The sequence below is a fragment of the Hyalangium versicolor genome (assembly GCF_020103695.1).
GTDB lineage: Bacteria > Myxococcota > Myxococcia > Myxococcales > Myxococcaceae > Hyalangium > Hyalangium versicolor.
In genome coordinates this window covers 231069-254557 of the sequence record NZ_JAHXBF010000014.1, presented here as the reverse complement: position 1 = coordinate 254557, position 23489 = coordinate 231069, and the positions used below count along the sequence as shown (strand labels likewise).

The following is a 23489-nucleotide window of genomic DNA, read 5'->3' as shown; positions in this document are numbered from 1 at the left end:
CTCGTTTCGCACTGCGTCAGGGAAGGGGGAGGGGGCGGAAGAAGGGGCGCAGGCACGTGTTATCCCTGGAGGAACCCATGTCTCCCTCGGAACGTCTCTACTTCGCCGATCCCTTCCTGCACCACTTCACGGGTCGGGTGGTGGCCCACGCCTCGTGGAACGGGGCTCCGTCCGTCGTGCTGGATCGCACGGCCTTCTATCCCGAGGCGGGAGGCCAGATGGCCGATCGCGGGGTGCTGGGCGGCCTCGCGGTGAAGGATGTGCAGGTGGATGACGCGGGCGTCGTTCACCATGTGCTGGAAATTCCCGAGGGGAAGACGCTCCCCGAGCTGGGAGCCGAGCTGGCGGGCGAGATCGACAAGGCTCGCCGCCGCGTGCACATGGCGCTGCACACCGGCCAGCACATGCTCTCGCGTGCGCTCGTGGATGTGGCGAACGCGAACACCGTGTCGTCGCGCCTGGGCGAGACGCTGTGCACCATTGATTTTGATGTGGACGTGCTCGAGGAATCCAAGGTCGCCGAGGCGGAGGAGCTATGCAACGCCGTCATCGATGACGACGTGAGGATCCGGTCCTTCTTCCCCACGCCCGAGGAGCTGGCGGAGCTGCCGCTGCGGCGCAAGCCGAAGGTGACCGAGAACATCCGCGTGGTGCAGATCGGGGACTTCGATGTGTCTCCGTGTGGTGGGACGCACTGCACGGGCTCGGCGCAGGTGGGGATGATCCGGGTGCTGGCGGTGGAGCGCTACAAGGGCAAGGGGCGCGTTGTGTTCTCCGCGGGGCGCCGGGCTCGGAGCGAGCTGTGGCAGGAGGCCGGGACGCTCCGAGGCCTGAGCCGTGCCTTCACGTGCGGCCCGGGCGAAGTGCCAGTGGTCATCGACAAGATCCGCCGGGAGCTGACGGATGCGCGCGAGGCGCTGGGAGCGGTTCGGGCGAAGCTGGCCGATCAGGCCGCGGTGGAGCTGGCCGCTGCGCTGGAGAAGTCTCCGGAGCACCGGGTGGTGGCGGTGCTCGATGGCGCCGGCCCCGAGTCGCTGCGTGCGATCGCGGCCAGGCTCACGTCCAAGCCCGAGGCGGTGGTGTTGCTCGCGGGCCGTACTCCCGAGGGGCTCGCGGTGCTGATTGCCCGGGGGAGTGGCTCGAGCTTCGGGTGCGGTGCCTTCCTCAAGCGTCTGGCGGAGGCCGCTGGAGGGCGAGGCGGCGGTCGACCTGAGCACGCAGAGGGCCGCTTGCCTGCGGCCACGGACTTCCCGGCGCTCGTCACGTCGCTGCTCGGGTAGGTGAGGGTGGATCTCTTTGCTCCCGTGGTGCCTGCACGCCCGCGTTGGGGGCTTGCGTTGTTGTTGCTCGTGCTCCCGGTGCTGGGCCTGGGGTCTCGCTCCAGGGCGGTCCCGGTGCCGGCCTTCCTCGCGGCCTATGCGGGGGACACGCTGTGGACGATGATGATGTACGTGGGGCTGCTCTTCCTGTGGCCGCGCATGCCGATTGCCCGGGTGGCGGGGCTGGCGTGGGGGATCTCGTTCCTCGTGGAGTTCAGCCAGCTGTACCACGTGCCGTGGCTTGACTCGGTGCGTGCGCACTGGCTGGGAGCGCTGGTGCTGGGGCGGGGGTTCCTCGCCTCGGACCTGGTCTGCTACACCGTGGGAGTGCTCCTGGCCGCGGGGGTGGATGGACTGCTTGCTCGGCGGAGCGTCGTGGAATGAGCTTTCCGGGATGCGGGTTTCCTTGCATTCCTGGGGTCTACAACGGCATGTGAGGCGGCGTGACTACGCCAGAGACGGGCATGAATCCTTCCATGGTGGCCGAGCAGACGAACTCCGACGCGGAGGGCCTCTTCACCGCCTTCCGCAAGGAGGAGCGCATCAACTATCGGCGCTGGGTGTACATCGCCATGGTGCCCCTCATCCCGCTGATCGCCGTGGTGGCGGCTTGGGTGTCCATGCTGGGGCAGGAGGATGCGATGCGCATCATCACCGCCCATGGCATCAAGGTGGTCAATCCGGGCATGGCGCAGCAGGACGTCATCGGTTTGATCGGGCGGCCCATCGGCAAGGAGATGCGGGCGGCGGACGGCGCCGAGTGCTTCCTGCACGGGATGTTCTCGATGACCGAGCCGCAGACCACCGTCTACCTGCTCTGCTACACGAACGGCGTGCTCCACGACATGTCCACGCGCCGCTACTCGCTGTGGGCTGCCGATCCCAATGGGGAATTCACTCCCGCCGGTGTGAACCCGGGGGGAGGCGGCGCGAAGTCCCCTCCCGCCGCGAAGCCTTGAGCTTCTGCGGATATTCGGGTGCAAGCGGGGCGCTGGCAGTGAAAGACCTGCGGCATGTGTTCGCGAGGGTGGGAGGCGGGTGGTAGGTTGAGGGATATGTCGAGCCGTGACCTGTGGCGGACGCTCTATGAGCGTTTCGATCCCGAATTGCCTGCGCCGCTGCCCTGGCGTGCGCCTCGGCCGCACAGTCCGGCTCAGAAGATCCTGGATACGTTGGACCGGCCCTTCGGTACGCCTCGCATCCTTCTGGCGGGGACGGTGGGCACGGGCAAGACGACCGAGTTGCTTCACATCGCGGAGGAGCGGGAGGAGCGGGAGCTCGTTGTCTTCCTGGATCTGGCTCGGCACTTCGCCGAGGTCGTCAAGGATCCCCACGCGTTGGATCGGATCCACTCGTGGGAGGTGTGCTTCCTGGCCGGGCTGGGGCTGGTTTCGCGCTTCAAGCAGCGGCTCCAGTTCGAGCTGGACCCGGAGATGGTGAAGCAACTGGGCAGGGCCTGGCAGGGCCTGGCTGTGGCCACGGGGGCTCCGGAGCCCCAGTTGGATCTGGGCTCTTTCGCCAAGGACGCGCTGGACCTGGGCGCCACCCTGGCTGCGGCCAGTCCGGAAGTCGTGGGGCTGGGCTTGGGGCTCAAGGCCGTCAAATCGGTGGTTGGCGCCGTGAAGGCCTGGAACCTGCCCCTGGGGAGGAGCGAGAAGCCTCTGCCGGATCAGGACCGCCGCGTGCAGGATCTGCTGGGGGCCGTCAACCTGTTGGTCGGCGAGGTTCAGTCGAAGCACAGGAAGGTGGTCTTCGTCATCGATGGGCTGGATCGAATCCGGGATGTGGAGCGAGCCAAGGCCCTCTTCGTCGAGTCCCAGTTGCTCTCACAGCTCGACTGTCCCGTGGTGGTGTGTGGCCCATTCGCGCTCCGGCACCACCTGGCTACGGCGGGAGTACGTGGCTTCAAACCCATGGCACTGGTGAACGAGCCCGTCCTCGACCACGATCATCCTGAGAGGCCAGGCAAGGGGGTCGAGTTCTTCTGCGAGATGTATGCGCAGCGGGTGAAGGATCTCGGAGCTCAGGTTCAGGGGCTCGTCAGCCGGGAGCTCCTGGTGGAGCTGGCCTATCGCTCCGGTGGGCGTGCGCGAGACTTCGTGCGTTTCATCCGCTCCCTGGCGGAGGTGGGGTGGGACCGGGATGCTCCGGCCGCGACGCTCGAGGCCGTGAAGCAGGTGCTGGATGAGTGGCGCCTGCGGCAGGAGACTGGACTGAACACGGGCCACATCCAACTGCTGGAGGAAGTCGCGAAGGATCCGATGCATCGCCTGCCAGCCAACGCGCTGGCGCATGAGCTGCTCAACTACCAACACCTGTTGCCCTATCCCAACGATTCGGAATGGTACTACCCCCATCCGTTGCTGACGATGCACCTGGTCCGGACATCCCCGTCTGGCTCCGGCGCCTGAGCGTCCTTCTGGGGCTGTCTCGGATGGGGGTGCTGGTCTGGGTCGACCACGCCTGCCCCGAGCGGTTGGGGGAACTGGTGCGTGTGTTGTTGCCCGATTATCCAGAGTTGGAGGTCCACAGCGATGCACGTCGGCTGATGGAGGCGGAACCGGGATCGACCCTCGTCCTGATACCCCGCGCTGAGGATGCGGATTGGCTGAACATCAACCGTCCCCTCTTCGCCGCGCGTGCGCTGCGGGTCGTGTTGTTCTCCTCGCGAGAGACGTCGGTGGTCCTGGCCCAGCGGTCCGTGGATTTCTTCGATTGGATCTCCCACAGGCTGGAGTGTCGCCCTGGACCTGCGCCCTTCGCGGTGACGGGGCTTCGGCGGGCACTGGCTGTGCGAGCGCCGGGCGTGGTGTGGAAGGGAGGAGATCTGGAGGCGGCCTTTCGTGTGGCGCGTCCGCGCCGGAAACTGCGGAGGGTGAGCGCTGCACGGCCGTACGAAGAGATGGTCTCGGAGGTTCGTGCGGCCCGTGGAGACTGGTTGGCCTGGACGGACGTGGATGGGGACTTCCGGTTGCGGCGGGTGCGTTGGGCCCTGGCTGAGGCCCGGCGCAGGGGGAGGAGCATTCTCGTGGAGCCTGCCGTGCCCTCTCCGGGATGGTGGGCGGTTCATGGGCAGGTGGCTGACTTTCAAACGGCGCGGGAACGGTTGGAGCGGGCGGGGGCGCGCCGTCCTGGGCGATTGGCGGCATTGGTGGACCTTGAGCCGGAAGCCATCGATCTTCTCAGCACGTTGCTCGAGCAGGGGACACCCGAGCGGACAGTAGAGAAGGAAATGGCACGGGGGACGGATGGTGGAGCGGCGGTAGGACGGCTGGCTGTGGCGCGTCAGTTGATCCCGGAGAAGGAACTGGTGCGCGGGCAGGCACTTGCTCCTGCGATGCGCGCGTTCAGCGAGGATGGCAAGCAGGCCCGCCGCCTTCGGGCTCTGGAAGTGGAAGCTGTGACCCAGAAGGTGATGCGTGGAGAATCACTGGACCCGGAAGAGGCATCCTGGTGGGCGGCCTCGACAACGAAGACCCTCCCATTCTCGGCCAGCCCTGAAGGGTTGGGGCGGCGCGCCGATGTGGTTGAAGTCTGGCTCAGACACGAACCTGTCAATGATGAGATGTGGGGGCAGAGTTCATCCCAGGCACTGGACATAGGGGACTTGGCAGTAGCCGAGTTGTGGGCTCGGCGTGCGGCTGAACTGGCTCCGCGCTGGTTAGGGATCCTCGCTCGCGTACTTCTTGAAGAGGGACGGTGGGGAGAGGCTGAGTCGATCTTCCGAAGGTTGCTTGCCTCTGCATCCGGCGAAGAGCACGGAAGGGTTCTTCACGAACTCGCCGGAGTGTTGGAGCGGCAGGGGAGATACATGGAGGCGGAGGTGTTGCTGAGGCAAGCACTTGCCAGCAAAGAAAATGCACTGGGCACTGCACACCCTAGCTATGCCGCTTCGCTGCACGAACTCGCTACCGTGTTGGAGCGGCAGGGGGGATACATGGAGGCGGAGGTATTGCTGAGACAAGCACTTACCAACAAAGAAAATGCACTGGGCACCGTACACCCTAGCTATGCCGCTTCGCTGCACGAACTCGCCGGAGTGTTGGAGCGGCAGGGGAGATACATGGAGGCGGAGGTGTTGCTGAGGCAAGCACTTGCCAGCAAGGAAAATGCACTGGGCATTGCACACCCTAGCTATGCCGCTTCGCTGCACGAACTCGCCGGAGTGTTGGAGCGGCAGGGGAGATACATGGAGGCGGAGGTATTGCTGCGGCAAGTACTCGCCAGTAAGGAGAAGACACTCGGCACGGTACACCCTAGCTACACTGCTTCGCTGCACGAACTCGCTGGAGTGCTGGACAGGCGGGGACTGTACACAGAGGCGGAGGTATTGCTGCGGCAGGTTCTAGAAATTGAAGAGAGGGCGCTGGGCACTGCACACCCTGGCTACGCCGCTTCGCTGCACGCCTTGGCTGTAGTGCTAGGACGCCAGGGAAGGTACGTGGAGGCGGAGGTATTGCTGCGCCAAGTGCTTGCCACCGATAGGACGGCGCTCGGGACTGCTCACCCTAGCTACGCCGTTTCGCTGCGCGAACTGGCACGAGTGCTAGAGCGACAGGGGCGGTACCCAGAAGCAGAAGTTTTACTGCATCAGGTGCTTTCTCTTGAGGAGAACGCGCTTGGCGCAACACATCCTGATCTTTGCGCCACACTCACGTTGCTGGGATTTACCCTGGCCAGACAAGATCGCCCCAAGGAAGCGGAGCCGTTCCTACGTCGGGCCGTCGAGATTGCTGCTGCAAGCTGGGGAACGCACCACGCTGAGACGGCTCAGGCGCTTCATCGCTTGGCGCAGGTTCAGGCTGCCTTGAAAGAGAAGGAGGCTGTCACGACGGCTCGGCAGGCAGTGGAGGCACTGCTCCACTCTGTGGGCCCAGATCACCCCATCACCCGGCAGGCACTCCCTGAGTTGAACCGCATTCTGGAAGAGAGCTCGGGGAATCAATCGTCATAGTCTTTCCCCATGCGGACCAAGGCCACGCCCCCCGTTGCCCACCTGAGCGGAAAGGCGACGCTGCCTCTCATCGAGGCCTATTTCGAGTTCAACCACCTCAAGCAGCTCTACCGCCAGGGCTGGCTGCGCGTGGGCGTTCCTCCGGAGCGCTGCGAGAGCGTCGCGGAGCATTCCCTGGGCGTGGCCCTGTTGTGCCTCTTCATCGCCGATAGCTGGTTCCCCGAGGCAGATGCCTCCAAGCTCGTCCGCATCGCGCTCCTGCATGATCTCGGCGAGGCCCGTGTCGGTGACATCACTCCCCACGATGGCGTGAACCCCACCCAGAAGCACGCGCTGGAACGTCAGGCCGTGGAGCAGATCCTCGGACGGCTGCCGCGCGGCTCCGAGTACCTCGCGCTCTGGGAAGAGTACGAGCGCGGCGCCTCCTTCGAGGCTCGACTGGTACGACAGGTGGACCGGTTGGAGATGTCGCTCCAGGCCTGCGTCTACGAGTACCAGGGCATGGGCGACCTCTCCCAGTTCTTCGCCTCGGCGCAGAAGGTCATGGAGACGCCCCAGCTCCAGTCCGTGCTCACGGAACTCCAGGCCCTGCGGCCTCCGCGAACCTCGGGCTCATGAGAACGCAGGCGGGCTCTACCCGAACCACTGGCTGGAACTCGGCGCGAAAACCCGGATCCGCTCCAGCAGGGCCGGAGGCACTCGCTCACGGATGATGTCGTGCACGCGCTCCGGCCCGTAGGCCTGGCTGAAGTGCATCAGTACCAGCGCCTCGTTCTGGAACAGGTCCGCCCGAGCGATGATCTCGTCCAGGTGCGTGTGCAGGCGCTCCTGCGTCTCCTCCACCGTCCATTTGTCATCCAGGTACGTGCACTCGAGGATCAACACCCGGCTCTCCAGGATCTCCGGCGCTGTCTCCAGCACCCGCGACAACGTATCCGTGGCGTAGGCCAGCTCCAGCCGCTCCTGCTCCTCGAAGACTCCAGGCACGCCCTCTCGACGCAGGCGGGCGATCTCCTCTCCCGGAAGGCCCTGGTGCTCGGGCTTCAGCTTCGTGATGCGGCGGAAGAACTGGTAGCCCAGCGACGGGCCCGCATGGTGCGTGCGAAAGGCCCGCACCCAGATGTCGCGGTACATCTTCCGCGTCTCGCCTGGGCGCATCGGGATGGTCTCGAAGGTCACGACCGAACGATGCAGCCGGCTGAGTGACGCCAGTGCCTCCTGGACCGCGGACTCGATCTCCGCCGGGAGGAACACCTGGGCGGGCGAATGCCTGCCCATCAGCCCCCGGAGCGCCAGCAGCGAGCCCAAAGAGCTGGAATGATCCGAGTGCCCGTGGCTCAGGAAGATGTGGTCCGTCGTCGCGAAGCTCCGCAGGGGGACTCCCGCGTCCAGCACCACGCTCAACTCCGGAACCTGGAGCGACGTGTACACCCCGGCCACTGAGATCCCTCGGACGGTGTACGGCCCTGCCTGCACTTCGGTCAGCATGCGCCGCAAGGCTAACGGCTAGAGCGCTCGAATGGGACCGGAATGAGTCCCCGAGGGGGCAGCGGGCCAGCTTCCGTTCGTTGGCTTGTGGTCGGGACCCGGGATGCCAACGTTCTCCCAGAGAGGACGATCATGCGAACGCTTCCGATTCCCGCCGCAGTGCTCTGCCTTCTGACGCCCCTGCTCGCGCTCGCCCAGCCCGGGTTGGGACCCACCGACAACGATATCGTCGCCAGGAGCCCACTCACCTGGTACTGGCTCGTAGCTGTTGCCGTCGCGGTGGTGGCCTTCATCGTGAGTTCGGCTGTCATCTCCCGGCGAAACTGGCCGCCCACCCGCCGGCGCATCTCTTGAGTCCCACCGTTCGGAGCTGCCTCGGCTGCTCCGCGGCCAGGCGGTGATAGGGCAGGGGAGCTCGTGACCCCATGAGGCGTTGGTTCCAGAATGCGCCTCGTGAAGCTCGCTTGCCCAGCCACCTTGCTGCTCCTGCTCCTGGCCGTCTCGCCAAGGGCATCAGCGTTCTCGGTGGAGTCCCACCGGGCCCTCACCGAGGCCGCACTGGACGCCGCCCGAGGATCGAAGGGGAGCCCATGGCTCGAGGCGCACCGGGCCGAGGTGATGCACGGCGCCACGGCCGAGGATCTCAACCTCCACGTGAAGTGGACGGGCTGGCACCACTTCTACTTTCCAGAGGGCTCGCTCGATACGCCGCTCCGGCGGGCCTCGGATTCGAGGGTCCGCGAGCTCTGGCAGGAGGCACTGGAGGCTGCCCGCCACGGGGACCTGGATCGGGCCTTCGATCGCGCCGGGCACCTTGCCCACCACATCCAGGACATGGCATCGCCGCCCCACGTGGTGCCGGTGAACCACGGCCTCACTGATCGCTTCGAGCGGTACGGCATCCACGCGGCACTGACTCGGATCGCTCTCCGCGAAGTGCCTCCGCTCCCGGGGGACGAGGCGCAGCAGCAGCTCGCGCGAGAGACCCTGGCCACCGTGAGGAACGAAACCCTGGCCACCGCCCAGGGTCCCATTCCCTGGAGCGCCTTCTGGACCGAGCCCTCCACCCGGGGCCCCGGCTCCTTCGGACATTACGGCGCCGAGGTCGGCAATGCCTTCGGCGCGAGCACCGTGCACTGGAAGGGGAAAGCGCTTTCGGTCGAACCCGCAACCTATGCGGCCTTCGTGGACGCGCGGGTCTCCAGCGCTGTGGCCTATACCCGGGCCTTCCTTGAATGGGCGAGTGAGCAGTTCGAGGCGGCGGCCTCCGACAACCCCGTGGCGCTGCGAGGCTTCCACCCCGCGCCCGAGCTCTCTGCTCAATTCCTGGGTGGGCTCACGCGGGACTCGCGGGGGACCACCCCGATCGTCGGTCTGCGCGCGGTGCTCCCGCTCCCGCGCTCATTCGGGCTGTCAGTTGATTGGACTCGGAGTGCAGGCGGCGGACACGGTCTGGCTCGGCCAGCCGGCGGGAGCCTCGTCGTGCTCTCTCCTCCGCTGTGGACTGCGCGGCCGGGCTATGCGCTGGGCCTCGATCTGCGGGCCTCAGCGGGGATCGGGCTGCTCCCCTGGGAGGGACAACGGCGAGTGGGCGTGCCGCTCGGATTGCGCGTGCATGCGGCCTGGGCGAGCCCGTTCTCCCTCAACGCCGAGGTGCGCTACCAGGGCCTGAAGCCACCTGATGCGGCGTGGGCCCATGGGATCGCTTTCACTCTGGGCATGGGGTTGGCCTGGGGAGATCGATAGCCCTCGGCCTTCGCTCTTACTTGGTTCCGCAAGGATCCATTTTCAGGTATTTCCCTTGGCGCGAATGACCCACTCCCATTCCCCCTCTGATCAGGGGCGCTATCGTGCCCTCCTTCTCCTTGGGACGCTCGTTGTAGGCTCTTTGCTCATCTACATCGGCTGTGGGGACGATGATCCGGTTCCCAGTGCTTCACCGGTCCACGTCCAGCTGATCGGCCTCAACGACTTCCACGGCAACCTGGAGCCTCCCTCGGGAAGCAACGGGCGCGTCAAGGTGATCTCCCCCCTCGCGGATGGCGGGACCACCCTCGAGGATGGCGGCGTTTCGACCACCGAGGTGAATGCGGGCGGCGCGGCCTTCCTCGCGTACCACATCAACCAGCTGCGCCAGGAAGACCCCGAGCACACGGTGGTCGTGTCGGCGGGAGATCTGATCGGTGCCTCGCCCCTGATCTCGGGCATCTTCCACGACGAGCCCACCATCGACGTGATGAACATGATCGGGCTGGACATCAACACGGTGGGCAACCACGAGTTCGATGACGGCCGCGAAGAGCTGCTGCGCATGCAGAATGGCGGCTGCCACCCCGTGGAGGGCTGTCAGGCCGGCACCACGTTCACCGGCGCGAAGTTCAAGTTCCTCTCGGCCAACGTCTTCACCGATGTCGCCACCCGGAAGACGCTGTTGCCGGCCTACACGATCCGCGAGTTCGACGGCGTGAAGGTGGGCTTCGTGGGGATGACGCTGGAGGGCACGTCGAAGATCGTCAACCCGGCTGGCATCGTGGGCCTCACCTTCCAGGACGAGGCGGACACGGTCAACGCGCTCGTTCCCGAGCTGAAGCAGCAGGGTGTGGAGGCCATCGTGGTGTTGATCCACGAGGGTGGCGCCCAGCTGGCCCCGCCGGGCCTCGCCGACAACTGCGATGGCGTCTCGGGCGCCATCCTGGACATCGTCAACCGGTTCGATCCTGCGGTGGATGTGGTCGTCTCCGGCCACACTCACGCGGCCTACAACTGCGTCATCAACAACAAGCGCGTGACGAGCGCCGCCAGCTTCGGCCGTGTCATCACTGATATCGACCTGAAGCTGGACCCCGTCTCGCACGACGTGATCGAGGTGACCGCGCGCAACATCGTCGTCACCCGCGACAACGCGGACATGCCCGTAGATGCGGTCGTGAAGGACTTCGTCGCCAAGGCTGCGCCGCTGGCCAACCGCGTCATCGGCAACACCCCCGTGGCGCTGAAGGCGCCGGTGCGTCCGCTCCCAGCGAGCGCGTCGGGCGAGTACTCGCTGGGCAGCGTCATCGCGGATGCGATGCTCGCGGCCACGAGCAACGATCAGACAGGCAAGGCCGTCATCGCCTTCCAGAACGCGGGCGGCGTGCGCGCGGACATCAACGAAGGGGAGATCTCCTACGGCGAGGCTTTTGCCGTGCAGCCCTTCGCCAACAACCTGACGACGCTCACGCTCACCGGCGCGCAGATCGAGAAGGTGCTGGAGGAGCAGTTCCCGCCGAACCAGACGAGTGGCTTCCCGCTCATCATGCAGGCGTCGCAGGGCTTCTCCTACACCTGGAAGGCGTCGGGCCCGGCCGGTGACAAGATCGACCCGGCTTCCATCAAGCTCAACGGCGTGGTCATCGATCCGGTGGCGACCTACCGCGTCACGGTGAACAACTTCATGGCCTCCGGTGGAGACGGCTACGCGACGTTCACCCAGGGCACGGATGTTCTCACCGGCCCTATCGATCTCGACGCGGTGGATGCCTACCTGCGCACCAACAACCCGCTGACTCCGCCCACGACGGGCCGGATCACGCGCGTGCCGTAAGCGGGCGTCGCGCTCCTGGTCTCGACTGGGGGCGCGGGTCCTCGGCCCCGCTCTTGGGCTCTGGCTCCATGCGGATCACCCTCCATCGCGGCGTCAGTCTGGCGGTCCTGGCCTCGGCTCGGACCGAGGCGGAGCACCATGAGGATCTGGGGTGCAGCATCCAGGGGCCTGCCTCGCGGCCGGTGCGTCGGGCCCATGTCGCGCTGAAGCGGCAGCTCGCCGTACTGGGGCCGGATCGGGCGCTTCGTGAGGCGCGCTCGCTGGTGCGCTGGCTGGAGGAGACGCCTCGCTACGCCGCGCTCTGTGAGGGCAAGAAACGGCGCGGCGGACGTCGGGTGCTGCGGCGCGAGGTGCTGTTCCCCGATGCGAGGCGCCACCAGCCTCGCGTGCTGCACCTGCGCCAGGAGCAGCTCGGGCTGGATGTCCCCGTCGGCAAGGGTGAGTGGCCGGCGATCTCGGATCTGTTCGCCGCACTCGCACGTGGGGCCAGCCGTGCCGAGCTGAGGACCCTCTCCGCGGTTCCTGCCGTGGCGGAGCTGATCAACGACATGGCGGGGGCAGGGTGGTTGGTACGCCACGAGGGGGCCCTAGAGATTCCCTCCCCGGGGGCGCTCTTCGCTGGCCACAACACGGTGCTCGTCGCCGGCCGTGAGGCGCGGGTCCTGGTGGATCCGTACTTCCGGCCCATGAGTGGGATTGATCTGCCAGGCTATCCGCCAGTGCACCCGAGAGATCTCGGCCAGATCGACGCGGTGCTCATCACTCACTCCCATGGGGATCACTTCCACCTGGGATCCCTGCTGCAGCTTCCGAGGGATACGCGGATCTTCGTTCCCGCGGTGGAGCGCGAGAGTCTCTTCTCCACGGATTGTGCGCTGCGGCTGGGCCAGCTCGGCTTCACGCGCGTGGAGCCGCTGTGCTGGGGTGAGGAGCGTCAGGTGGGGGATCTCACAGTGCGCGCCCTGCCGTTCCATGGAGAGCAGCCGACCGATGAGCAGGGCCTCTACCCGGATCTCTTCAACGAGGGGAACACGTGGCTGGTGCGCACGCCGGGCTTCTCGGCGGCCTTCTTCGCGGATGCCGGGCACGATGTGCGGGGCAACATGCGGACCGTCTGCCGCCGTGTTCGCGAAGAGGGGCCCGTTGACGTGCTGTTCTGTGGCGTGCGCGGCTTCCGGCTCAAGCCGCTCTTCTTCGGGTTCACCACGCTGGATGCGTTCCTGGTGGATGTGCCTCGGAATGCGCTCACCCGGCCGCAGCAGCTCATGGCGGGGCCCGAGGAAGCGCTGGAGTTCGGTGAGCTGCTCGGTGCGCGCTATGTGGTCCCGTGTGCGGACGGAGGGGCGCCGTGGTACTGGCGGGAAGGGATGGGCCCGCGCTACCCGGGCTATCCCGGTGAGCCCGTGAGCGGTGCCAGCACCCTGGATGAGAATCCGGATGCGGACCCGTATCCGGAGCGGCTGGAGCAGATCCACCGGCAGAGGAGGCGCGGCCCTCGTGCACTGCTGCTGCGGCCTGGAGAGGGCGTCCGCTGGCAGGGCCGGAAGGCTCCAGCGCTCATCCGCCAACCGGGGTTCCTCTGGCCGTTTGCTGGCTCTCCTTGAGCCCCCAGCGTCACCTTCGGTTTGGGGAAAATCCGGATTGTTTGAGTTGCAAGTGGACGTTATGACGTCCAACAGTCATGAGGATCCTTTTCGCCAACCACCACCTGAACAGCCGGGCAGGATCCGAGCTGTACTCCCTGGAACTGGCTTCGGCCCTGCGACGCGCGGGTCACCAGGTCGCCGTCTTCACCTTTGAGTCAGGGCTTGTCTCCGAGGAGATGGCGCGGCGAGGGGTGACGGTGTTCCTGCCGGGAGATGTCGCGCGGATCGAAGCGTTCGATCCCGAGATTCTCCACATCCACCACGCACCTTGCCTCTACTTCCTGGGGGCTCTCCAGGTGCGAGGGACCGGGGTGTTTTCCTCGCTCGGGGTGACGCCTCCTCTCGAGGCAGCGCCTCTTTGCTGGGAGGGCGTCGCCCACGGGTTGGCGGTCTCGGAGGAGGTGGAAGCCGTGCTGCGGCGCTCTCGGTTCGGGGCTGCGGCGCCGCTCTCCGTCTTCCGGAACTGGTTCGATGACACCGCAATGCAGCCCCTCTCACCCGAAGTGCCTGGTGAGGCCCGTCGCATCGCGGTGGTGACCAATCACCTGGATGAGACGCTGGCTCGGGATCTCGAGACCATTCGCACCGCGCATCCGGAGATGACCTGGACGCATCTGGGGTTGCCCGAGAACTCCGTGGAGATCACCCCGGAACTGCTGCGCGGCTTTGATCGTGTCATCACCATTGGCCGAACCGTGTTGCTGGCGGCGGCGCTCCAGCGTCCCTGTCTGGTGTACGACGTGCATGGCTGTGACGGGCTGTTGACGGCGGAGCGTTTGGAGAGCCTGGCCTCCGTGAATTTCTCCGGACGGTTCACCCGCTCGCGCCCATCTCGGGAGGAACTGGAGCACCTGCTGTTCGAGGAGGCGAGGCAGGTGGATGTCGCGCGGCTCGCCGAGCGGGTCTGGCGCGAGTACAGCCTCAGCCGGAGGGTGGAGGAGCTGTCGGCGCTCTACGCGAGAGTACGGCAGTCTGGAGTGGCCCTCGGCGAGCAGTCCCGAAGCGCTTATGGCCGAGAGGGTCAGGTCCATGCGGAGGCCACGGCGGGGCGGTTGCAGGCTCAGGCGCTGTTGCGGCAGCAGGAGCATGCGTTGCGGGAGGCGCAGTCCCGCCAGGCCAGAATCGAGAGGCTCCTGGCTGAGGTCCGGACACAAGCTCAGGAGCGTTCGGCGGAAGTGGAGGCCAATGCCGCGGAGCTGAAGCGCCTTCGGGACTCCCTCGAAGCCGAGCGCTCCCGCAGCTCCAACCTGGACCGTGAACTGGAAGCCATCCAGAGGAGTCTGGCTTGGATGGCCGTGGGATGGGTGCGCAGGCTCAAGGATCAGTTCGTTGCCGTGCCCGACACCCGGCGTCGACAGCTGTACGATCAGGTGCTCAACCGGTTGAAGAATCGGATTGTGGGCTCAGGATGAGGCCGGCCCGAGCGCCTCATTCCTCACGGCCTCGAGGGCCTCATAGAGAGGACGCACCCATCGCTCCACCTGCTCTCGGGCAGGTGACTTGAGTGCCCGTTGCTTGGCAGCCGTGTCGTCCGCGAAGGGCAATACAGGGTTCTTCGCGTCGAGCCGCGCAGCCTCGCGCATGAGATCGAGTTCCTCCGCCGTGAAGCCGACTCCCCAGTGTGTCGGCAGGGTGTCCAGGACGATTTCCGGAAGCTGCTGGTAGTGCACCAGGAGCGCGGGGCTGACTCGCTCACGCCAGGCCTTCAGGGCGGTCTCACACAGGTGGGCCAGGACGCGCGCGCCGTACTCCTCCAGCGCCATCGCCTTCACCTGCTCGGGCTCCAGTCCCAGGAGCGATGGTTCGAGCACCCCGGGCAGCATGTGAGCGCCCTTGTGGCCCTGGTGCGAGGCCATGATCTCCACCGGATCCCGGTAGAGGAAGATCCACGGGACACCGGGAAAGGCTCGCTGGAGCAGCGGCAATTCCAGCACGTGCCAGGCGTCGAACTTGATGAAGAGGTGCTGCTCCTCCGCGTGGCGCTGGCGACCGAGCGCCGCCACCATGCCCCTCAGCCACTCGATGCGCTGTGAGTCGGTGACGCCAGGCACGTGCAGGTGCGCACGGAGCACCGAGTCGATGGGGCCCGCTTCGGACAGGACCACGTTGCGCGGGAGCGCCGCCAGCATCTGCGAGACCAGCGTCGAGCCACAGCGCGACAGGTGGAAGATGAACCCCCGAGGCGCCAGCGAGCCTTGCAGGGCCCGAGGTTCGACCAGCCTCTCGACGGGAGTCTGCGGGCGGAACAGCAGGGAGAACGGATGGCGCAGGCAGCGCTCGATGCTCTGATCGTAGAAGGGTTCGGTGAGGCGCATCCCCCGCAGGTGGCACCAGTCCACGAAGAATCGGGAGTCCTTCGAGTAGAGCCGGATGGGAATCCACTCGGCGGAGGGGAGAGCTCCCTGCTCGGGCTCCGTCATACCCACCGCTCCCGCCAGGTGCGCCGAGCCTCCTGGAGCGCGGACTGGAGATCCTCCGCGGAGAACACGTGGCCCAGCTCCGTGCCCATTCGTTGGACCATCTCGGCGAAGACCTTGGGCTCGGGTGTCTCCAGGAGCTGCCGTTGGAGCGTGGGCTCCGACAGGACATGCTGGATGAAGCGATCCAGCTCTTCCCGCGCCACCGCGCGAGCGAAGAGTGTCCGCAGCCAGTCGTTCAGCACGCAGTCCACCACCAGGTGGACGCGATCCGTGCTCCCGAGGTTCTCCACCCGGTGGGGCTGGTTGAAGTTCAGGTACCAGCACTCTCCCGGCACGAAGGGGATGCGCCGGCCCTCCAGGTGGAACTCCACCTCCGGGTTGGTGGTGATGGGGATGTGGAGGCGGACCTCTCCGTCCTCGTAGCCCAGGTTGTAGTCACGGTGCTCCCGGATCCGGGCGCCTGCCGCCAGCTTCAACAGCCGGGCCGAGAGCAGGGGGCATCCGAAGGTGCTCAAGGCCTCGCGCACCGCGGGACAGCGATCGAGCATCGGAGTGTCGGCGAACGGCTCCTGGGCGGCGGGATCGGGATAGAGCCCGCCCGCCCTGCCTCCCACGGCGCGCAGGGCAACACCGCTCCACTCGCCCTGGTAGTAGCCCTTGTTGAAGTGCGGCACCCAGTCTTCCGGTGCCAACCGGTCCAGATCCTCCTGGAGGCGCGCCGCATCGAAGCGCAGCGGCAGCCGGAGTCGATCAGGGATGGTGGGGCCTGGCTCCCGCTCGCTCTGCAGGGTGGGCATGAGGCGAGGAAGCATACACTCCAGCACTCGGGATGGCTGGCTTCGCAGCCAAGGAGGCAGCCGTGCGTTATAGAGAAGGAGACCGCCGAGCACTGGCGGATCTCACCGTTGGAGAGGAGCGAGATCGCATGGTGGAAAAGCTGACGCTGAGCGATGCCGAGTGGCGCAATCGTCTGACCCCCGAGGAGTACGACGTGCTGCGCAAGCACGGCACGGAGTATCCGGGGACGGGCTGCTTCCTCGGCACAAAGGAGCCGGGCACCTACGTCTGCGCGGGCTGTGGCAACGCGCTCTTCAAGTCGGGAACGAAGTTCGAGTCCGGTACGGGTTGGCCGTCCTTCAACCAGCCGATTGGCCCGGACTCGGTGACGGAGTACCACGATCGCTCTCACGGCATGGTGCGCACCGAGGTGCGCTGTGCCCGCTGCGATGGCCACCTGGGACACGTCTTCCCGGACGGTCCGCCCCCCACCGGGCTGCGCTACTGCATGAACTCGGTGGCGATGAAGCACGTGAAGGAAGGCCAGCCCATCGTGCTGGTGAAGGCGTAGGCCGTCCTCCCCACGGTTCGTGCGTGCAGGGAGCCGGACAGGGCCTGTACCGGCTCACTTGCGCCGGTTCGGGCACCGGCCGCAGGCCTCCGAGATGTGGAGCGAGTACACCACTCCCGCCGCCTCGTTTCGCGTGAGCAGTTCCTTGGGCTTCGCCGCGAGCGCCCGCGCGAACTCGTGGACCGACTTCCACGCGGACTTGGGATCCGAGGAGAAGATCGCCCCGTGGGCCGAGTCCTCCCACTGCAGGGTGCTCATCCAGTACTCCCAGCGCCCATCGGCAGCGGATTCGGGCAGGGCCACCTCGGACACACGGGCCTCCCTGAACAGCGGCTTGACGCCCAACTGGGACTCGTAGCGCTCCACCTCGAGCGGCAGCTCGAAAACGAAGAGCCGCCCGGGAGGTGAGCCGGAGGCCGCGCGCACCGTCACCTTCATCCGCGAGGGCCGAGGGAACGCGTCCTCGAGGCGGGAGGTCGCCTTCAGGTAGTTCGTGATCACGTCCTCGTGGTTGGTGAGGGCGCCGTCGACAGCGACCTTGTTGCGCAGCACGTGCTGGCGCTCCTCGGCGTCGTATTCGGAGAGATCCGAGAGGCACACGTCGCAGGGGGATGACAGCCCCGTCACCAGGGCACAGACGCTGCCCGAGGGCTTCGAGATGTCTCCAGTGGGCTCGAAGTCCACCTGCTCGATCTGGGACTCCAGCGGAGAGCCCGAGCACCCGTAGATGCTGGTGACCGTCTCGATCTTCCACCCCGAACCCCGAGGCTTCTGCGCGGTGCCGTGTCCCTCTTCCACCAGCCGGACGGCCGCCGCGACCGCCAGCCGGTACCGTTGCTGCTGGAACGCCTCATCGATCAGCGCCGGGGCGACAGCAGGCACCTCCTTGGGCTCGGCGATGGTCAAGGCCCGCTTGAGCAGCTCCAGCCGTTGCTCGGCGTGCTCGTCCTGGGCGAGGGCCTTCACCTTGGCGAGGTGCTCTGTGGCGCTCGAGTGCTTCGACTGGAGCGCGGACAGCGTCATGAACCCGCGTGAACGTCCGCTCCGCTGGGCGGGAGACAGCGCCGCGGTCTCTCCCGCGGAGACCTTCGCCAGATCCCCCAGCTCCACGGCCATCCACGGCGTCCGTTTGGCCACCAGCTCCACCTGGGCCCACTGTCCCTGGATGTTCAGCACGTTCACCGCCGCATCCGCGGGAAGCATGGTGAGGATGTCATCCCGCTCATCCGCCCCTTCGCGGACCGGAGCCCGGTACGCGATGACATAGCCCAGGCTGCCCTTGCTCGGAGGGGCCTCGCTGGCCGCCTTCTCGGTGAAGTTGATCAGCTCGTCCTTCAGCGAGGCGGGATCCGTCTCCGCGGTGGTAATGGCCTCCACGAGCGCGCCGCTCCGGCCCGTCTTCTCCGCCATCTCGAACGCCGCCTCGGCCAGCTGCTTCGCCCGGCCGAAGTCGCCCTTCTTCAAGAACTCGCTGGAACTCGCCAGCAGGGACGCGGTGAGGGGCTTCTCCTTCGCGAGGCCGAACTCGTCCACGTAGCCGCGCAGCGATCCTCCCCGGATCACCCCGTGGTACTCCGCATCTCCAGCGGGCTCCTCGGCGAGGAGCTGGATCTCATCGCCCAGCTTGAGCGATTCGGTGACACGCCCGTTGGGGTCTCGGGTCGCGTGCACGGGCACCTCCACCAGCCGGACGAACCGCGTCTCGCCTCGGAGCGGGTAGGGGGCCAGCCCCTCGAGTTTCGTCCACCGCTTGCCGCCCTTGGTGTCGATGCGGTGCCAGTCCGAGTTCACCCAGAAGGGGGCGTCGTGGACCTTGACCCGCGTGCCCAGGGCCAGCTTCTCCACCACGGCCGCGTCATCTCGGGCTTCCTCCCGGAGGTCCAGACCATCCTGGGTGACGGTCATCTCCTGGGACGTGCTGCAGGCGGTGGCAAGGAGCAACGTGAGGACGAGGATCCGGGAGCGCATGCCCCCCAAGGAAACCCCATCGAGCCCTCACCGACAATGGTGGGCGCTCGAATCCCAGCCGCCGCTCATCCTCGGTAGATGGGGGTCGGAGTGGGTGTGGTGGTGGCTGGCAGGATCTGCCGGAGGCACTGATCGATGGCGCGGCGCCCCTGCCACTGACGCGGGTAGCCGAGCGATACCTCCTCGAAGCGCACCCCGTCCTCCCAGAAGGTGAGGGGGATGTGCAGGTGGCCGGTGACGACGACCTCGGCTCGGAAGCGCTGGTGCCAGTCGTCGGTCCTCCGCGTGCCGCACCAGATGGAGAAACGGGGGATGCGCGGCAGTCGGGCGTGGTGGCGCCGCAGCGGGAAGTGGTTCACGAGGATCGTCGAGCAGTCCGCGGGCAGGGCCTCCAGGCGCGCGCGGGTCTGCTCGCAGCGCGCGGCGCACCATGCGGCGCGCGAGGGGTAGGGATCAGGGAAGAGGAGCGCTTCGTCCGTGCACAGCACGCCCGAATCCATGGCCCACTGCAGCGCGTCCTCATCCCGGATCTCGTCCGGGTGGAACGAGTAATCATAGAGCAGGAAGAGAGGGGCGATGATGCGCGGTGGACCCTCGCCCGGCCACCGAGGGTAGGGGTGCTCCGGCGTGAGGACACCGTACTTGTCGCAGACGGAGACGAACTTCTGGTACCGGGCCTCGCCGCGCAGGGCCGAGGGATCCTTGGGGTGCGACCACAGCTCATGGTTGCCCGGGACCCAGAGGAGCTGGCGGAAGCGGGGGGTGAGCGTCCGCAGGGTGAACTCGAGGTGCTCGGGTGTCTCTCCCACGTCTCCCGCGACGATGAGCCAGTCCTCCGGGTGGGGGGAGAGTTCCTCGAGGGCCTGCCTGTTCTCGGGAGCGCCGACGTGGAGATCGCTGATGGCGTAGAGCTTCATGTCCTGGGGCGATCCCTTTCGAGGCGAGATTGCGAGTTGTGCGCCCGGGGCACAGAGTCTACACCTTGAGCAATGGATACGAACCGGACGGTCGTCATCGCGGGCGGCGGTATTGGAGGCCTCACGCTGGGAGTCGCACTGCGCCGAGCGGGGATCTCCGTCCGGATCTTCGAACGGGCGGCGGCGATCCGTCCCGTGGGCGCCGGCATCACCATGCAGACCAACGCGATGCTGGCGTTCCGAACGATCGGGCTCGACACGGCCGTGGCCGAGGCAGGCCATGCCATGCAGCGCGGGGCCATCCTCGATCCCCGAGGCCGCTCGTTGGGGACGATGCTCGTGGGCGAGATGGCCCAGGAATTGGGCGCGCCCATGATCGCGATCCATCGGTCCCGGCTCCAGGAGGTGCTCCAGCAGGCGCTGGGGCCCGAGCCTCTCACCCTCGGCCTCAAGGTGGTGGGCTTCCGGGAGGAGCCCGAGGGGGTCGTCGTCCGGCTCTCGGATGGGCAGGAGGTCCGCGCGGACCTGTTGGTGGGCGCGGATGGCTTGCGCTCCACGGTGCGCTCGCAGTTGCTGGACGACGGAGAGCCTCGGTACGCGGGGTACACGAGCTGGCGGGGCGTCTGTGAGGTGCCCGGCCTTGCGGACCCGACCATCACCACCGAGACCTGGGGGACAGGCCTGCGCTTCGGAGTCGTTCCGCTCGGAGAGGGGCGCACCTACTGGTTCGCCACCGCGAACCTCCCCGCGGGAGGCATCGACGCTCCGGATGCCCATGGAGAGCTGCTGACCCGTTTCTCCGGGTGGCATGCTCCGGTCCGAGCGCTCATCGAGAACACGCCGGCCGCGACCATCGTGCGCACTGACATCCAGGATCGGCCGCCGGTCCAGCACTGGGCGCGCGGGCGGGTGGTGCTCATTGGCGACGCGGCCCACCCGATGACGCCGAACATGGGGCAGGGTGGGGGACAGGCGGTGGAGGACGCGGTGGTGCTCGCGCGGTGCCTGGCGACGGAGAAGGAGTGGCCCGCGGCGCTCGCTCGTTACGAGAGGCTTCGCCTCCCGCGTGCCAACAGCTTCGTGAGCCAGTCGCGGCGCCTCGGAGCCATCGGGCAGTGGGAGAATGCTCTCGCGTGCTGGTTGAGGGATCGGCTGTTCCGGCTCGTGCCCGAGAGCAGCATGCGCGCCAATCTCCGCCGGGTGCTCACCTTCACGCCGATCTGAACTAGGCTGGCGGAGTGAACTGTCTCCGTTTCGTGCTGTGCCTCGCCCTCCTCTCGGCGAACGTTGGATTGGCCCAGGTGCCCTCGGACGCTCCTCTCAATGAGCCTGGGGATTCGAGTCAGGCGCCCGTCGTTCAGGAACTGCCGCCTCCGCCGGTTTCCTCCGCACCCGAAGAGGCTCCGCCGCCGCCACCTCCCCCCGGCGAGCTCATTCCCCATCGCTACGAGCCCGAGACGGATTCCCGGGCGCTCGTCCTGCCTCGCGTCCTGTCCGAGATCTTCGGAGGGGCCGTGGGGGGGATCGGCATGGGCCTCGTGGGCCTGATCGTGAGTGTCTCCGCGCTCGAGAACGTGGACTGCGAAGCGGATGCGGACGTGTGTTTCGCCACCGTGGCCATCATCACGGTCCCGGCCGCGTTCGTTGGCATCCCGATGGGAGTACAGATGGCGGGTGACGGCCTGGGAGGCCGAGGCAAGTTTCTCCCCGCGCTCGGAGGTGCGATCCTCGGAATGGGGGTGGGGGCCATATACGGGATGAGCTCTGACGACTCGGGTCCCCTGGTCGTCGGCCTCCTCGTGGGCCCGCTCGTCGGGGCCATCCTGGGTTACGAGATCTCCAACGCGTTGGAGTCCCAGGGTGCGCACCTGGCTCGCGACGCTTCCCCGAGACGCAAGGGGCCGCAAGTGGTGCCGGTGGTCGGCGCCACGCCTCGGGGAGGAATCCTCGGGGGACTGTCGGCCACCTTCTGATGGGAGGCGGACGCGGCGGCCCTCCGCCCGTCACCCACCGCTGGAGCCCGGAGGCCCGTTGCGCAACCGCGCGTACAGCGTCTCCGAGAGCAGGAACCAGAACTGCACGTAGCCCACGCTCAGGATGTCTCCGTCCCGCATCGTCACCTCGCGGGTCCCCGTCGAGGTGCCGTTCAGGAATGTGCCGTTGCGCGAGCCCAGATCCTTCACCGTGCAGCGCCGATCGGCCTCGTTCCAGCGCAGCACCGCGTGCTGCTTGGACACCGAGCCCTCCTCCAGCACCACGTCACAGTCCGGCAGCCGGCCGATCGTCAGCGAGTCCGTCTCTCCTAACGGCGGCAGCGTCGCCACCAGCAGGTTCTCGAACTCGAAGAGCAGCGACAGCATCCCCATCTCGATCGTCTTGGGGTTGGCCATCTGCGTGGGCGCCAGCACCGCCGACGAGGCCTCGCTCGGCGGCCGCTGGATGAGCGCGAAAGGCCCCAGTTGTTTGCGGAAGCTCCCCGCGGGGAGGGATGCACCGAGCGCTCGCAGTTCCTTGACCGAAATCACAGTGGTTTTGCCTCAGTGGCTGAACGCGACGCGCAGCATCGCCAACAGGGTGGGTGTCTCCAGGAAGCAGAACTCCGCATCTCCGAAGCTCAGCATGTCCCCGTCCGTCAGCAAGGTGTTCACATCCCGGACGTACTCGGAGTTGAGCATCGTTCCGTTGCGCGAGCCCAGGTCCGTCACCACGCAGCGCCGGGCCAGGTTGTCCCACCGCAGCGCCGCGTGACGCTTGGACACGGACGGATCGTCGATGACCAGATCGTTGTCCGGCAGCCGCCCGACCTGCAGCTCGTCGCTTCCATGGATGGGGGGCAGGGTGGCCACCATCAGATCATCGAACTGCTGGAGCATCTCCGCCACCAGAATCTTGGACTGGGCGGGCGTGCGCGACAGCCGGGTTCGTTGGGAGCCCATCCGAAGGGCGAGTCGGGCCACCTGGGGGTCGGGGGGACGCCGGACCAGGACGAAGGGGCCGACCTGCCTCCGGAAGTCTTCTTGTGAGAGGTTCCCCGCCAGAGATTGGACCTCGCGGACCAGGAGCATGCTGCTAGCCTAATGGGTTCCCGGTCCACCACCCAAGGCCTTCGCTGCCCGTCAATCGTCCGCTTTCGTTTGCCCGCTCGCCGATCGTCTCCTACATTCGGAGTTTGTCGATAGGCTGCCTTTGAACCCCTCCCCAGAGGGGGCGGGCAGTCGGACACTTACTCATTGGGTCGTGGAAGGAGTTGGAGAGATGAGCGGGAACATCCCGATGACCCCCTATGGTCTTCGAAAGCTCAAGGAGGAGCTCAAGCAGCTCCAGACCGTCGAACGCACGAAGATCTCCAAGGAGATCGAGGTCGCCCGCGCGCATGGGGATTTGAAGGAGAATGCCGAGTATCACGCGGCCAAGGAGAAGCAGTCCCACATCGAGGGACGCATCCTGGATATCAATGACTGGATCGCTCGCGCCGAGGTGATCGACACCAGCAAGCTCAAGGGCGATGCCGTCGTCTTCGGGGCCACCGTCGTGCTGCGCGACACGGAGACGGAGAAGACGGTCACCTACCGGATCGTGGGAGAGCTCGAGGCGGACATCAAGAAGCGGTGGCTGGCCGTCACCTCGCCCGTGGCCCGAGCGCTGATTGGCAAGAAGGTGGGGGACACCGCCACCGTCCGCAGCCCGGGCGGCGAGCGCGAGTTCGAGATCGAAGAGCTTCGCTTCGAGGACCCGCCAGACGAAGAAGCTCCGTCCGCTCATTGATGCTTCGCCACGTAGGGCGCCGCCGGGGGAGTGGGCCGCTGCTCGCTCCCCCGCTTTCATTTGGTGCGGGACGTCACCCCG

General features: G+C 66.8%; 22 protein-coding genes. 15 read left to right on the top strand and 7 right to left on the bottom strand.

Annotated features, from left to right (window positions below; genetic code table 11):
• The first annotated feature begins 77 nt into the window (after nt 1-77).
• From KY501_RS28515 to KY501_RS28490, 6 genes are all read left to right on the top strand, one after another.
• Nucleotides 78-1280 (top strand): alanyl-tRNA editing protein, encoded by a 1203-nt coding sequence (locus tag KY501_RS28515; protein ID WP_224366623.1) that lies wholly within the window; start codon nt 78-80, stop codon nt 1278-1280.
• Nucleotides 1281-1286: 6 nt separating this feature from the next.
• Entirely contained in the window at nt 1287-1703 is a 417-nt protein-coding gene (locus KY501_RS28510; RefSeq protein ID WP_224366622.1) for a ribosomal maturation YjgA family protein, read from the top strand.
• An 80-nt stretch (nt 1704-1783) separates the two neighbouring features.
• Entirely contained in the window at nt 1784-2278 is a 495-nt protein-coding gene (locus KY501_RS28505; RefSeq protein ID WP_224366621.1) for a hypothetical protein, read from the top strand.
• Between the two features lie 96 nt (nt 2279-2374).
• Nucleotides 2375-3730 carry a hypothetical protein gene (locus KY501_RS28500; protein ID WP_224366620.1) on the top strand — a complete coding sequence of 452 codons (1356 nt, stop codon included), beginning with the start codon at nt 2375-2377 and terminating at the stop codon, nt 3728-3730.
• A gap of 629 nt (nt 3731-4359) precedes the next feature.
• On the top strand, nt 4360-6273 hold the full coding sequence (locus KY501_RS28495; protein WP_224366619.1) for a tetratricopeptide repeat protein: 1914 nt from the start codon (nt 4360-4362) through the stop codon (nt 6271-6273).
• 9 nt (nt 6274-6282) lie between these two features.
• Entirely contained in the window at nt 6283-6891 is a 609-nt protein-coding gene (locus KY501_RS28490) for an HD domain-containing protein (protein WP_224366618.1), read from the top strand.
• A gap of 15 nt (nt 6892-6906) precedes the next feature.
• On the opposite strand, the gene KY501_RS28485 is transcribed toward KY501_RS28490, so the two are convergent.
• Complete coding sequence (locus KY501_RS28485; RefSeq protein WP_224366617.1) at nt 6907-7761, bottom strand: MBL fold metallo-hydrolase; 855 nt, start codon at nt 7759-7761, stop codon at nt 6907-6909.
• Between the two features lie 132 nt (nt 7762-7893).
• Between KY501_RS28485 and KY501_RS28480 the strand changes: the two genes are divergently transcribed.
• The 5 genes from KY501_RS28480 (at nt 7894) to KY501_RS28460 (ending at nt 14402) form a co-directional block, all read left to right on the top strand.
• Nucleotides 7894-8115, top strand: coding sequence for a hypothetical protein (locus KY501_RS28480; RefSeq protein WP_224366616.1), 222 nt, complete (start codon nt 7894-7896; stop codon nt 8113-8115).
• 99 nt (nt 8116-8214) lie between these two features.
• Nucleotides 8215-9507 (top strand): phospholipase C/P1 nuclease family protein, encoded by a 1293-nt coding sequence (locus KY501_RS28475; RefSeq protein ID WP_224366615.1) that lies wholly within the window; start codon nt 8215-8217, stop codon nt 9505-9507.
• A gap of 142 nt (nt 9508-9649) precedes the next feature.
• Nucleotides 9650-11344 carry a bifunctional metallophosphatase/5'-nucleotidase gene (locus tag KY501_RS28470; RefSeq protein ID WP_224366614.1) on the top strand — a complete coding sequence of 565 codons (1695 nt, stop codon included), beginning with the start codon at nt 9650-9652 and terminating at the stop codon, nt 11342-11344.
• 68 nt (nt 11345-11412) lie between these two features.
• Complete coding sequence (locus KY501_RS28465; RefSeq protein ID WP_224366613.1) at nt 11413-12948, top strand: MBL fold metallo-hydrolase; 1536 nt, start codon at nt 11413-11415, stop codon at nt 12946-12948.
• A gap of 77 nt (nt 12949-13025) precedes the next feature.
• The gene (locus KY501_RS28460) at nt 13026-14402 is read left to right on the top strand and encodes a glycosyltransferase family 4 protein (RefSeq protein ID WP_224366612.1); all 1377 of its coding nucleotides are present in this window, start codon (nt 13026-13028) and stop codon (nt 14400-14402) included.
• Here KY501_RS28460 and KY501_RS28455 read toward each other — a convergent pair.
• Complete coding sequence (locus tag KY501_RS28455) at nt 14394-15410, bottom strand: sulfotransferase family protein (RefSeq protein WP_224366611.1); 1017 nt, start codon at nt 15408-15410, stop codon at nt 14394-14396. The two genes, KY501_RS28460 and KY501_RS28455, sit on opposite strands and share 9 nt — an antisense overlap.
• Entirely contained in the window at nt 15407-16222 is an 816-nt protein-coding gene (locus KY501_RS28450; protein ID WP_224366610.1) for an aspartyl/asparaginyl beta-hydroxylase domain-containing protein, read from the bottom strand. Before KY501_RS28450 ends, KY501_RS28455 begins: the two co-directional genes overlap by 4 nt.
• Before the next feature lie 113 nt (nt 16223-16335).
• On the opposite strand from KY501_RS28450, the gene msrB reads away from it, so the two are divergent.
• Nucleotides 16336-16758 (top strand): peptide-methionine (R)-S-oxide reductase MsrB, encoded by a 423-nt coding sequence (gene msrB, locus KY501_RS28445; protein WP_224366709.1) that lies wholly within the window; start codon nt 16336-16338, stop codon nt 16756-16758.
• Between the two features lie 54 nt (nt 16759-16812).
• On the opposite strand, the gene KY501_RS28440 is transcribed toward msrB, so the two are convergent.
• Together KY501_RS28440 and KY501_RS28435 are read right to left on the bottom strand one after the other, a co-directional pair.
• The gene (locus KY501_RS28440) at nt 16813-18726 is read right to left on the bottom strand and encodes an SH3 domain-containing protein (RefSeq protein WP_224366609.1); all 1914 of its coding nucleotides are present in this window, start codon (nt 18724-18726) and stop codon (nt 16813-16815) included.
• A gap of 65 nt (nt 18727-18791) precedes the next feature.
• Nucleotides 18792-19643, bottom strand: coding sequence for a metallophosphoesterase family protein (locus KY501_RS28435; protein ID WP_224366608.1), 852 nt, complete (start codon nt 19641-19643; stop codon nt 18792-18794).
• Nucleotides 19644-19715: 72 nt separating this feature from the next.
• Here KY501_RS28435 and KY501_RS28430 point away from each other — a divergent pair, with 72 nt between their 5' ends.
• Nucleotides 19716-20867 carry an FAD-dependent monooxygenase gene (locus KY501_RS28430; protein WP_224366607.1) on the top strand — a complete coding sequence of 384 codons (1152 nt, stop codon included), beginning with the start codon at nt 19716-19718 and terminating at the stop codon, nt 20865-20867.
• A gap of 14 nt (nt 20868-20881) precedes the next feature.
• The gene (locus tag KY501_RS28425) at nt 20882-21616 is read left to right on the top strand and encodes a hypothetical protein (RefSeq protein WP_224366606.1); all 735 of its coding nucleotides are present in this window, start codon (nt 20882-20884) and stop codon (nt 21614-21616) included.
• Between the two features lie 30 nt (nt 21617-21646).
• Here the strand turns inward: KY501_RS28425 and KY501_RS28420 are convergent, their stop codons facing one another.
• Together KY501_RS28420 and KY501_RS28415 are read right to left on the bottom strand one after the other, a co-directional pair.
• A complete protein-coding gene (locus tag KY501_RS28420; RefSeq protein ID WP_224366605.1) occupies nt 21647-22168 on the bottom strand; it encodes an FHA domain-containing protein in 522 nt (173 codons plus the stop codon).
• A 12-nt stretch (nt 22169-22180) separates the two neighbouring features.
• Nucleotides 22181-22708 carry an FHA domain-containing protein gene (locus KY501_RS28415; protein ID WP_224366604.1) on the bottom strand — a complete coding sequence of 176 codons (528 nt, stop codon included), beginning with the start codon at nt 22706-22708 and terminating at the stop codon, nt 22181-22183.
• A 190-nt stretch (nt 22709-22898) separates the two neighbouring features.
• On the opposite strand from KY501_RS28415, the gene greA reads away from it, so the two are divergent.
• Nucleotides 22899-23408 (top strand): transcription elongation factor GreA, encoded by a 510-nt coding sequence (gene greA, locus KY501_RS28410; RefSeq protein WP_224366603.1) that lies wholly within the window; start codon nt 22899-22901, stop codon nt 23406-23408.
• Nucleotides 23409-23489 lie beyond the last annotated feature (81 nt).

Bases quoted from the DNA above. Each gene is read 5' to 3' on its own strand.
- KY501_RS28515 (WP_224366623.1), top strand. From the start codon at position 78: ATGTCTCCCTCGGAACGTCTCTACTTCGCCGATCCCTTCCTGCACCAC.
- KY501_RS28505 (WP_224366621.1), top strand. From the start codon at position 1,784: ATGAATCCTTCCATGGTGGCCGAGCAGACGAACTCCGACGCGGAGGGC.
- KY501_RS28500 (WP_224366620.1), top strand. From the start codon at position 2,375: ATGTCGAGCCGTGACCTGTGGCGGACGCTCTATGAGCGTTTCGATCCC.
- KY501_RS28490 (WP_224366618.1), top strand. From the start codon at position 6,283: ATGCGGACCAAGGCCACGCCCCCCGTTGCCCACCTGAGCGGAAAGGCG.
- KY501_RS28485 (WP_224366617.1), bottom strand. From the start codon at position 7,761: ATGCTGACCGAAGTGCAGGCAGGGCCGTACACCGTCCGAGGGATCTCA.
- KY501_RS28480 (WP_224366616.1), top strand. From the start codon at position 7,894: ATGCGAACGCTTCCGATTCCCGCCGCAGTGCTCTGCCTTCTGACGCCC.
- KY501_RS28465 (WP_224366613.1), top strand. From the start codon at position 11,413: ATGCGGATCACCCTCCATCGCGGCGTCAGTCTGGCGGTCCTGGCCTCG.
- KY501_RS28460 (WP_224366612.1), top strand. From the start codon at position 13,026: ATGAGGATCCTTTTCGCCAACCACCACCTGAACAGCCGGGCAGGATCC.
- KY501_RS28455 (WP_224366611.1), bottom strand. From the start codon at position 15,410: ATGACGGAGCCCGAGCAGGGAGCTCTCCCCTCCGCCGAGTGGATTCCC.
- KY501_RS28450 (WP_224366610.1), bottom strand. From the start codon at position 16,222: ATGCTTCCTCGCCTCATGCCCACCCTGCAGAGCGAGCGGGAGCCAGGC.
- msrB (WP_224366709.1), top strand. From the start codon at position 16,336: ATGGTGGAAAAGCTGACGCTGAGCGATGCCGAGTGGCGCAATCGTCTG.
- KY501_RS28440 (WP_224366609.1), bottom strand. From the start codon at position 18,726: ATGCGCTCCCGGATCCTCGTCCTCACGTTGCTCCTTGCCACCGCCTGC.
- KY501_RS28435 (WP_224366608.1), bottom strand. From the start codon at position 19,643: ATGAAGCTCTACGCCATCAGCGATCTCCACGTCGGCGCTCCCGAGAAC.
- KY501_RS28430 (WP_224366607.1), top strand. From the start codon at position 19,716: ATGGATACGAACCGGACGGTCGTCATCGCGGGCGGCGGTATTGGAGGC.
- KY501_RS28415 (WP_224366604.1), bottom strand. From the start codon at position 22,708: ATGCTCCTGGTCCGCGAGGTCCAATCTCTGGCGGGGAACCTCTCACAA.
- greA (WP_224366603.1), top strand. From the start codon at position 22,899: ATGAGCGGGAACATCCCGATGACCCCCTATGGTCTTCGAAAGCTCAAG.